The 8,880-nt window shown below is 64.9% G+C and carries 9 protein-coding genes and 1 pseudogene; 3 read left to right on the forward strand and 7 right to left on the reverse strand.

Annotation, left to right across the window (positions count from 1 at the left end):
• Positions 1-228, reverse strand: a pseudogene (locus tag ACLP25_RS12010) (sugar ABC transporter ATP-binding protein); the annotation flags it as partial.
• Between the two features lie 304 nt (positions 229-532).
• Entirely contained in the window at positions 533-1,444 is a 912-nt protein-coding gene (locus ACLP25_RS12015; RefSeq protein ID WP_442469427.1) for an SDR family NAD(P)-dependent oxidoreductase, read from the reverse strand.
• 231 nt (positions 1,445-1,675) lie between these two features.
• On the opposite strand from ACLP25_RS12015, the gene ACLP25_RS12020 reads away from it, so the two are divergent.
• Positions 1,676-3,154: a pyruvate kinase gene (locus tag ACLP25_RS12020; RefSeq protein WP_442469428.1), complete on the forward strand. Its 1,479-nt coding sequence runs from the start codon at positions 1,676-1,678 to the stop codon at positions 3,152-3,154.
• Positions 3,155-3,325: 171 nt separating this feature from the next.
• On the opposite strand, the gene ACLP25_RS12025 is transcribed toward ACLP25_RS12020, so the two are convergent.
• Both ACLP25_RS12025 and ACLP25_RS12030 read right to left on the reverse strand, forming a co-directional pair.
• Complete coding sequence (locus tag ACLP25_RS12025) at positions 3,326-3,535, reverse strand: response regulator transcription factor (protein ID WP_442469429.1); 210 nt, start codon at positions 3,533-3,535, stop codon at positions 3,326-3,328.
• Positions 3,536-3,576: 41 nt separating this feature from the next.
• A complete protein-coding gene (locus ACLP25_RS12030) occupies positions 3,577-4,020 on the reverse strand; it encodes a response regulator (RefSeq protein ID WP_442469430.1) in 444 nt (147 codons plus the stop codon).
• Between the two features lie 660 nt (positions 4,021-4,680).
• On the opposite strand from ACLP25_RS12030, the gene ACLP25_RS12035 reads away from it, so the two are divergent.
• Positions 4,681-4,989 carry a hypothetical protein gene (locus tag ACLP25_RS12035; protein WP_442469431.1) on the forward strand — a complete coding sequence of 103 codons (309 nt, stop codon included), beginning with the start codon at positions 4,681-4,683 and terminating at the stop codon, positions 4,987-4,989.
• A gap of 98 nt (positions 4,990-5,087) precedes the next feature.
• Positions 5,088-5,456: a hypothetical protein gene (locus ACLP25_RS12040; RefSeq protein WP_442469432.1), complete on the forward strand. Its 369-nt coding sequence runs from the start codon at positions 5,088-5,090 to the stop codon at positions 5,454-5,456.
• Between the two features lie 403 nt (positions 5,457-5,859).
• Here ACLP25_RS12040 and ACLP25_RS12045 read toward each other — a convergent pair whose 3' ends face one another.
• The 3 genes from ACLP25_RS12045 to ACLP25_RS12055 form a co-directional block, all read right to left on the reverse strand.
• Positions 5,860-7,062, reverse strand: coding sequence for an ABC transporter substrate-binding protein (locus tag ACLP25_RS12045; protein ID WP_442469433.1), 1,203 nt, complete (start codon positions 7,060-7,062; stop codon positions 5,860-5,862).
• Positions 7,063-7,110: 48 nt separating this feature from the next.
• Entirely contained in the window at positions 7,111-8,091 is a 981-nt protein-coding gene (locus tag ACLP25_RS12050) for a branched-chain amino acid ABC transporter permease (RefSeq protein ID WP_442469434.1), read from the reverse strand.
• 2 nt (positions 8,092-8,093) lie between these two features.
• Positions 8,094-8,880: branched-chain amino acid ABC transporter permease (locus ACLP25_RS12055; protein ID WP_442469435.1), on the reverse strand; the 787-nt coding region annotated here is incomplete at its 5' end.

Consider the following 8,880-nt stretch of genomic DNA (forward strand, 5'->3'; position numbering starts at 1 on the left):
GAGCGCCACGATCTCGCCGGGACGCACGTCGAACGAGACGTCGCTGAAATGCCGAAACAGGCTGAGGCCCCTGACCGATAGAACGGCCTCGCTCCCACTGCCCCCACCCCCGTTTTCCCGTACGGCGGCGCTCAGCTTCCGGCCAAACATGGACTCGGCGATCTGCTCGCGGGAGACGTCCCGCACGCGACCGGTGAAGACGTTTCGGCCATCGCGCAGCACGGTCACTCTATCCCGACCTGGATGCAGCGGTCGCCGCAATGACCCGCGTCACGTGTCGAATTGAGCCTGACGCAGAGCTATCCGGCATCCTGTCTCGGCGACGCCAAGTGTTTGAGGCGATGCGCGATCGGCTCGCTCCGGCCTGGGGCCTTCTGTCAAAAGGCCAATAGCCGCCGCTTTCTCCTTTGTCGCGACGCGCCGCGGTCACGCTCCCGCAAAAGCGCAATTCAGAGGGCAGACGGACCTGCATCAGCATCCAAAGCGTGAGCGAACAAAGCGGTCGGGGAGGACCAACGAAAGCCTGCCTGTCTCACCAGTCGAGCGCCAGCCCCTTCGCCTTCGCCGCGGCGGCGACGAATTTCCGGGTCTGGGAATAGGCGTCGCGCAGCGGCTTGGCGGTCGAGGCATCGGAAATCTCGGTCCACCGGGCCGCGATCGTCTCCGGCGTGCGCTCGGCGTCGTCGAGATAGACTCCCTCGGTCTCGGCGATGTGGGTGACGGCGAACGTCCCCGCCCCGGCGCCAAGGATGACGCGCGACGGGGCCTCGTCGCTCGCCAGGAACAGCACCGCCGGAGTCACCGTCTCGGGCGCGAGGAGCTCCGCCGCCGGGGGCGGCAGGAGGCCCTCCGTCATCGCAGTCCGCGCCGTCGGGGCGAGAATATTGACGCGGATGTCGTTCTTCGCGCCTTCGAGGTGCAGCACGTTCATCAGTCCGATCATGCCGGCCTTCGCCGCGCCGTAGTTCGACTGGCCGAAATTGCCATAAATGCCCGAGGCCGACGAGGTCAGCACGATGCGGCCGTAATTCCGCTCGCGCATGCCGTTCCAAACCGCCCTCGCGCAATTGGCCGAGCCGATCAGATGCACGCGGACGACGAACTCGAATTCGGCCATCTCCATTTTGGCGAAGGTTTTGTCCCGCAGCACGCCGGCGTTGTTGACCAGAATGTCGACCCGCCCCCATTCCTTCTCCGCGTGCGCCGCCATCGCGGACGTCTGCTCGAAATCGGCGACGTCGGCGGCATCGGCCATGGCGACGCCGCCCCTCGCCCGGATCTCCTCGACGACCTTGAGGGCGCTCTCCGACGGCGCGCCGTTCTGGCCGAGATCGTTGACGACCACTTTTGCGCCGCGCGCGGCGAGCCCCAAGGCGTGGCAGCGCCCGAGGCCGGAGCCTGCGCCGGTGACGATCGCGACCCTTCCGTGGAACTCGACGGCCATGACCTTTTTCCCGTTGTGAGCGTCCGCCCGCCTGCTTTCCCGCAATACGGTCAGCGGCGAAGCGGCGCAAGAGATGGGCCCAGCAACGCCCGGCAACCCGGGGCTGTCGCAGAAGATTCGCATCCGCGACACGCTGTTGCACAGGCGTCATATTCGCACGTCAAACACCCGTAAGGCGTGGCGAAAACCGATTCCCCGTCGGAGCGCTCGCGCGTGGGGGCGTAGCCGTCCATGGCGACCAAGACCGGTAATGACCTCGATGACCTGCGCGCCCTCCTCATCGAAGTGCAGGCGCTCCGCGAGGACATTGAACAGAAAGGCGCCGAGCTGAGGCGCGAATGGGGTCCGGCCTCGGAGCAGGCGACCTCCCGAGCAACGAACCTATCGCACTACATCGCGCTGCGCAGCCATGACCTCAACGACCTGCAGCTGCGACTCGCCGCACGCGGCCTCTCCTCGCTCGGCCGCAGCGAGGCGAAGGTGGCGGCGACGCTCGATGTGCTGATCGTGACGCTCAGGCGCCTGACCGGCGAGAGCAACGTCCCTTACCCCGGCCCCGCGGTCGCCCGCGCGGGCGCCTCGGAGCTGGAAGCCGAGGCCGACCGCGTGTTCGGCAAGCGACCGAGGGGCGCCCCGCGCGTGCGGGTGATGGCGACCATGCCGCCGGAAGCCGCGACCCACCCGGAGCTCATCGAGAACCTGGTCGCCGCCGGGATGGATTGTGCGCGCATCAACTGCGCCCACGACGACGCCGAAGCCTGGGGGCGGATGGTCGACAATGTGCGTGAGGCTTCGGCGCGACTCGAACGTCCCTGCAAGATCCTGATGGACCTCGGCGGACCGAAGTGCCGCATCCAGCGCGTCAAGGCGCCGCCGAAGGCGCGGCTCATGCGCGGCGACCGCGCCACGCTGATCGACGAGCTGAGGGACAAGACCAAGGACCCGATCGCCTTCTCGCTGAACTTCCCCGAGCTTGTCGACCAGCTGACCATCGGCGCGGAGGTGTTCATCGACGACGGCAAGGCGGCGGCCCGAGTGGTGTCCAAGACGGCCGGCCGGGCCGAGATCGAGGTCTACGCCTCGCGCGAGAAGGGCGTGCGGCTGAAGCCCGGCAAGGGCGTCAACTTCCCCTCGACCGAACTCGAGCTGCCGCCCCTGACCTCCAAGGACTTCCGCGACCTCGACTTCGTCGCCGAGCACGCCGACCTCATCGGCTTCTCGTTCGTGCAGCGCACCGAAGACATCGAGCTTCTTCAAGACCATCTTGTCGCCCGCGCCCCCAAGCGCGAACCGCTTGGGATCGTGCTGAAGATCGAGACGCCGCTCGCGGTGCGGAACCTGCCGCGCCTGATCCTGCAATCGGCCGCCCATAATCCGACGGCGGTGATGATCGCGCGCGGGGATCTCGCGGTCGAACTCGGCTTCGCCCGCCTCACCGAGATGCAGGAAGAGATTTTGTGGCTGTGCGAAGCGGCGCACACCCCGGTCGTCTGGGCGACCCAGGTGCTCGACAATTACGTGCGCGACGGCGTGGCGAGCCGGGCCGAGATGACCGACGCCGCGAGCGCCCAGGGCGCAGAATGCGTCATGCTCAACAAGGGCCCCTATCTCGCCGAAGGCGTCGCCTTCCTGCGAGACGTCCTCGCCCGCATGGACCGCCACTTCTCGAAGAAATTCGTCCGCTTCGGGTCGCTGAAGGCGTGGAGCTGAGGGAACCTTTGACGCAAACTCCGGTTGCTCTTAGCTAACTTGGCCAAAAGCAATGGAGTAGCGACGCCAAGGCGATTCGATGCAAAAGGTCACGATCCACCCTTTGCCCAGTTGATCCTCATGGTCGATCGCTCCAATTGTCGCCACATGAATGCGACTGTCGATCGAAATTCACCGAGAGTGTCCGTCTTGCAGGCGGGCCCAGTAGGCGACCTGTGCGCGGCTCTGAAGTCCAAGCTTCGAGAGCAGATTGTGGACGTGCGATTTTGTCGTCGAAACTTCGATATTCAGGCGGCGTGCGATTTCCTTGTTGCTCAAGCCCCCTGCGATCATCTTGACGATCTCGTTCTCGCGCGTGCTCAGCGACATCGCGAACCGCACGGCGGAGTCATCCGGGCTTATCGAGGTCCTGACGCGGCGCATCAGCCCGGACGCGACGGCGCCCGAACAGATCTGCTCGCCGCGGATGATGGCGTCGACATCTGCGAGACCGCGTGAATCGAGGCGGTCGAAGGAATGTAACCGGTCGCTCCGCCTTTGACCCAGGGGATGATGTTGTCTTCGGTCTCCACGAGAGCGAAGACGATGATCGGCGTGGACGGGTCGGCGTCGCGAATCGCCCGGAGAGCTTCCAGTCCTCTCGGGAAGGCGGCGTCGATGAGAACGGTCGCCGAAGGATGAGCACGAAGCGCAGACAGGGCCTCGCCCGTATCCGCAGCCAGTCCAACGACGGTGAGGTTTGGATTCCCCTCGATCGCCTCGGCAATGCTTTCGCTAAACAATCGCACTTGAGAGACGATCAGCAAGGTGTGACGGGTATCGCCCAGATTCGGGGAAAACCCAGCGTCCATATTTTGCCCCAACATAATAAATTCTCCCCAACTTCATTGGGGGCCACATACCTGCCGCTTTTTTGACGGCTTTTGTGACTCCGTTGACATTCCCAAATTTACGGGAACACTAGTCCCGGTAAATTTCTGATCTTTTAAATAGAAATATTCATTCCTTTCTCCCCCCGATCCGTTGTCCCTGCGCCTTACAGAGCGACGCACGAGATTGGTTGACGGAACGTTGATTAGCTTTTCGCATACCACCACGAGAGTACGCGTGTCAACCTCCTTTGAGATGTACATCCAATAGGTTGACTGATCCTCTTGCAAGCCTTTGAAAACTCAAATTGCCGAAGCGTAGATGCGGCAGTTCTAGATCATCGATTTAGAACCATGCCCTAAATCTCCGTACAATCTCTTTTTGCATCAAGAAATTGATAGATTAGCGCGGGGAACTCCTTTTATCATTCGGCTTGTCAGTTTGAGTACTTCGAATTGCAACAAGCCATGATAAGCAGTGAGTGGTGGGCTGTTGCCATTCGGAGAGTGTCCGCGAGCTGATACGATTTTTACGCCTAAAAATGCGGCCTCGTTCCTCGCCATGAGCGAAGAAGAGGCGCGGCTGTGCAATTCCAGCCCGCGAAAGCTGGGGTCCGCGGCGGCGGAATCCGCCACAGAGTCTATGGGGTATTGACCATGAAGCGCATTCTTATTTCCACTATCGCCATTCTTGCTCTCGCCGGACCGGCGTTCGCGGCTGGCCACAGTCATGGCGGTGTCGCCGGCGTCGGCGTCAGCACGAGCACTGGCGGCTTCGCCGCTGGGTTCGGCAAGGCGAACGCCAGCTACAGTGGCATGGCCGCTGCCGGCGCGATCGGCATCGGTTCGACCGCGGCGACGGGCGCGGTTGCGGCCTCCAGCGCGAGCGGATCGGTCCATGGCTTCGGCTTGGCCGCCAGTGGCGACTCGAGCTCGGCGCAGGGCGTCGCGGGCGCGGCAAAGTAAGCCAAGCTTGATCGTCTAGATCAGCGAAAGAAGTGTGGCCCTCGCTCGACTTCCGCTCCTTTAGTCGGGCGAGGGCCTTTCCTTTGGGAGACAAGATCATGAGGAAGCTTCTACTCGCTCTTGGCGTTGCTACGTTTGGCTTCGTCTGTGCCGCCCAGGCCGGCGGAGGTGGCCACAGCGTTGGCGGCGCATCGGCGTCCGCCGGCATTGGCGTCTCCATCGGCGGCTTAGGCGGCTCATCCGTATCGGTCAGCAATGGCCACATCTCGGTCAGCGCACCAGGCGAGGCGGCGAGCGCCGCGGTTGGGACCGGACCGGCGAGCGCCAGCGCGTCGGCATTCGGCAGTGGCAGAGTCGCGACGACCGCCGCCGCAATGGCTGTTCAGGGCGCTGCGGTCGGCGTTGCAGCCGCGCAGGGTGCCAACCCCTCGGCGACAACCAACGCCGGCGCGCCGATCGGAAAGTGATGCGGCGCCGTCGACTTCTCGGCCGGGCGGCGTCGAACTGAGGCGCCCGGCACGAGGACCGAGCAAGAGCAAGCCGCCCGGCGGCGCCCGAAGCGCTCCGAGCGGAATGAGTTCCTGCGTTGCGGCGAAGCGTCGGAAGCCCCCCGGGCGCTTCGGTCCTCTCCGCGATCAGCAGGTTTACATGACTTGCGCAGAGGCGCTGGGCCCCCACCCCAGCCGCGACGTCAGGACATGAGCCAAGTTCTTTTGGCGGACCCACCCCTCTACCGCCACCTGGCTCAAAGGCCCCCGGCGAATTGCCGGGGGCCGCGGCCACGCAACTCCCGGCCGGACCGGCGCGGATGAAGTTCGCCCGGCGGTCCGTCGCCTTCCGTAGCGGCTCCCCAGGCGGGAGCGACTCTCGTCAGCCCATCAACAATTCCCCGAAGAGTTGCCAGCTTTGACCGTCGAAGCTGGCGAGCTGCATCTGCCGGATCGGGCTGAAGTTGGTCGGCGACGTATTGATGCGCATGCCGGGCAGCAACAGCGGCAGTTCCAGGTCCTTGATGTTGGCCGCCTGCTTCATGACGTTGTCGCGCGACAGGTCGGCGCCGCACTGCTTGATCGTCTGAAGCATCGTTCCTGCGGCGCTGTAAGCGTAGGCTGCGTTGGCGTCGAGGAACTCCGCGTGCGAAAGGTACTTGTCGCAGAAGGCCGCCCATTCTTTCATCCCCGGATCATCCTTCCATTTGGCGTCCGTCGGGTCCTTTCCGTAATAGGCGCAGATCAACCCTTTCGACTTCTCGAGCCCCGCCGGCTTGAGCACCGTCGCGATCGACGGCGAGACGTTGCTGAGATAGCGCACGCCGTTCCAACCGAGATCATAGGACTTGCGGATCGCCTGCGCGGCGAACTTCGGCGTCGCGGCGATGATGAGGATGTCGGCCCCTGAGCCCTGCAGCGTCACGACCTGCGAGTCGACCGTCGGCTCGCTCGTCTCGTAGGACGCCTCCTTGACGATCATCCCCGACTTGTCGCCGAGCGCGTCCTTGAGGCCGCTCAAGTACTCCTTGCCGAAGCCGTCGTTCTGATTGAGCACCGCGATCTTGCCGTCCGGCTTGGTGGCGAGGATGTGCTTGCCGTAGATGCGCGCCTCGGTCTGGTAGTTCGGGTTGTAGCCGATCGTCCAGGGGAAGTGCGCCGGGTCGGAGAACACGCTCGCGCCGGTCGAGACGAAGAGCTGCGGAATCCTGTTGTCGTTGAGATATTGCCGAATCGCGAGGTTCGGCGCGGTGCCAAGTGTGTTGAACAGGAAGGCGACCTTCTCGTCCTCGACCAGCCTTCGCACCTGCTCGACCGTCTTCGGCGGGCTGTAGCCGTCGTCGAGGCTGAGGAGGTTGATCTTGCGCCCATTCACGCCGCCCTGTTCGTTGATCATCTTGAAATAGGCGGCCTCGGTGCGGCCGATCACGCCGTAGGCCGACGCCGGGCCGCTGTAGGGCATCGTCTGGCCGATCTTGATCTCCGTGTCGGTGACGCCGGGCGTTTCCGCCCGCGCCGCGCGCGCGCTTGCCGCGAAGGCCGCAGCCGCCGCGCCCGATTGCAAAAACGAACGTCGTGTGATCATCGATCTCCTCCCTCACTCGCTTCACGGCGGACCGGCCCGCCGCCGCCTTCACCGTGAATGGACCGTCCGCCGTACGACCGCCCGCAACGCTCCGGCGACGCCGGCCGGCATGACCGCCATCGCCAAAATGAGCAGCACGCCGTAGATCGCGCCCGGCAGCGCCTTGGCGCTCTCGCCGAAAGTGACCGACATCTGGTCGGCGAGGTTGGGCACGAACTCGATGAACAGCGCGCCGAAAAGAACGCCGCCGAGCGAGGCCAACCCGCCGACGACAATGCCGACCAGGAACGACAGCGACAGCGCCAAGCCAAAACTTTCCGGCGATACGAAGCCGACCGCGAGCGCGCTCAAGCCCCCGGCGACGCCGGCGTAGAGCGCGCTCATCCCGAAGCAGGTCGTCTTCAACAGCGCCGCGTTGACGCCCATCGTCTCCGCCGCGACCGGCTGGTCGCGCAACGCGATCAGCGCCCGGCCGATGCGGCTCACGACAAGGTTGCGGGCGGCGAAATAAAGGAGCGCGGCGGAGATCAGGCACACGAGATAGAGCCACTGGTCGGTCGTCAGCGGCAGCGCGAAAGGCGCGTACGGCTTCATAAGCGAAACGCCGCTCGACCCGCCGGTCCAGGCGTCGAATCCCCTGTAGGCGAGGATCTGCGGCGTGGCGACCGCGAGGGCGAAAGTCGCGAGCGCAAGATAGAGGCCGCCGAAGCGCAGCGCCGGAAAACCGAACAAAAAGCCTGCGCCGAAGCAGACGAGGCTCGCCAGCGGAATCGCGACAAAGTACGGGACGCCGAGCTTCGCCGTGAGGATCGCCGCACCGTAGCCGCCGATGGCGAAGAACGCCCCGTGGCCGAGCGAGATCTGGCCGTTGAAGCCGGTTAGCAGGTTCAGGCCAAGGAGCGCGATGGCGAGGATCAGCACCTGCGCGCCCTGATAGAGATGGTAGCCTGAGGCCAGGAACGGAAAGACGAGCGCCGCCGCGAACACCGCGAGCGTCAGAAGCGTCCTCGGCGCGGGCGATGGGGACATCGTCACACCCTCGCCACCAGCCGCCGGCCGAACAGGCCGGACGGACGCCAGACGAGCACGCCGACGATGATGGCGAGCGCCACCGACAGCTTCACCTCGGAGCCGACCACATAGGCGCCCATCAGGTTCTCGAGCACGCCGACGGCGAAGCCGCCGAAGGCCGCGCCGAACGGGTTGTCGATGCCGCCAAGCACCGCGCCGGCGAATGCGTAAAGAAGAACGCCGGCCATCATGTTCGGATCGAGATAGACGATCGGCGCCGCCATCATGCCGGCGATCGCGCCGATCGCCGCGGCGAGCCCCCAGCCGATCGCCAGCATCCAGCCGACCCGGATGCCGACGAGCCGGCTCGACGTCGGGTTCTGCGCGGCGGCGCGCATGGCGAGGCCGAGCGGGGTGAAGCGGAAGAAGGCGTAGACCAGCATGAGCACGCAGAGGCTGACCAGCACCGAGCCGGATTCATGCGCCGACATGTATCGCTGCCCGAACCATGGGGGCCCATCGAACGGCGTCGGGAAATCGGTCACGGAATAGCCGTAGATCCAGCCAGCGAGCGCGTTGAAGATCAGCGCCAGGCCGATGAACACGATGATGGAGGCGAGCACCGGCGCCTTGGCGAAGGGGCGGACGACGACGCGCTCGATCGCGACCCCGCCGAGAAACGAGACGACGACGGTGACGGCGAAGGCCCGCCAGTACGGCCAGCCGAGATCGGTCAGCTTCCAGGCGAAGTAGGTCGAGAACATCGCCATCTCGCCCTGGGCGAAGTTCACCAGTTGCGTGGCCTGA

The sequence above is a fragment of the Roseiarcus sp. genome (genome assembly GCF_052145395.1).
Classification (GTDB): Bacteria; Pseudomonadota; Alphaproteobacteria; order Rhizobiales; family Beijerinckiaceae; genus Roseiarcus.

Excerpts from the sequence above, each read along its gene's own strand:
- ACLP25_RS12045 (WP_442469433.1), bottom strand. The coding sequence starts at position 7,062 with ATGATCACACGACGTTCGTTTTTGCAATCGGGCGCGGCGGCTGCGGCC.
- ACLP25_RS12040 (WP_442469432.1), top strand. The coding sequence starts at position 5,088 with ATGAGGAAGCTTCTACTCGCTCTTGGCGTTGCTACGTTTGGCTTCGTC.
- ACLP25_RS12020 (WP_442469428.1), top strand. The coding sequence starts at position 1,676 with ATGGCGACCAAGACCGGTAATGACCTCGATGACCTGCGCGCCCTCCTC.
- ACLP25_RS12050 (WP_442469434.1), bottom strand. The coding sequence starts at position 8,091 with ATGTCCCCATCGCCCGCGCCGAGGACGCTTCTGACGCTCGCGGTGTTC.
- ACLP25_RS12035 (WP_442469431.1), top strand. The coding sequence starts at position 4,681 with ATGAAGCGCATTCTTATTTCCACTATCGCCATTCTTGCTCTCGCCGGA.
- ACLP25_RS12030 (WP_442469430.1), bottom strand. The coding sequence starts at position 4,020 with ATGTTGGGGCAAAATATGGACGCTGGGTTTTCCCCGAATCTGGGCGAT.
- ACLP25_RS12015 (WP_442469427.1), bottom strand. The coding sequence starts at position 1,444 with ATGGCCGTCGAGTTCCACGGAAGGGTCGCGATCGTCACCGGCGCAGGC.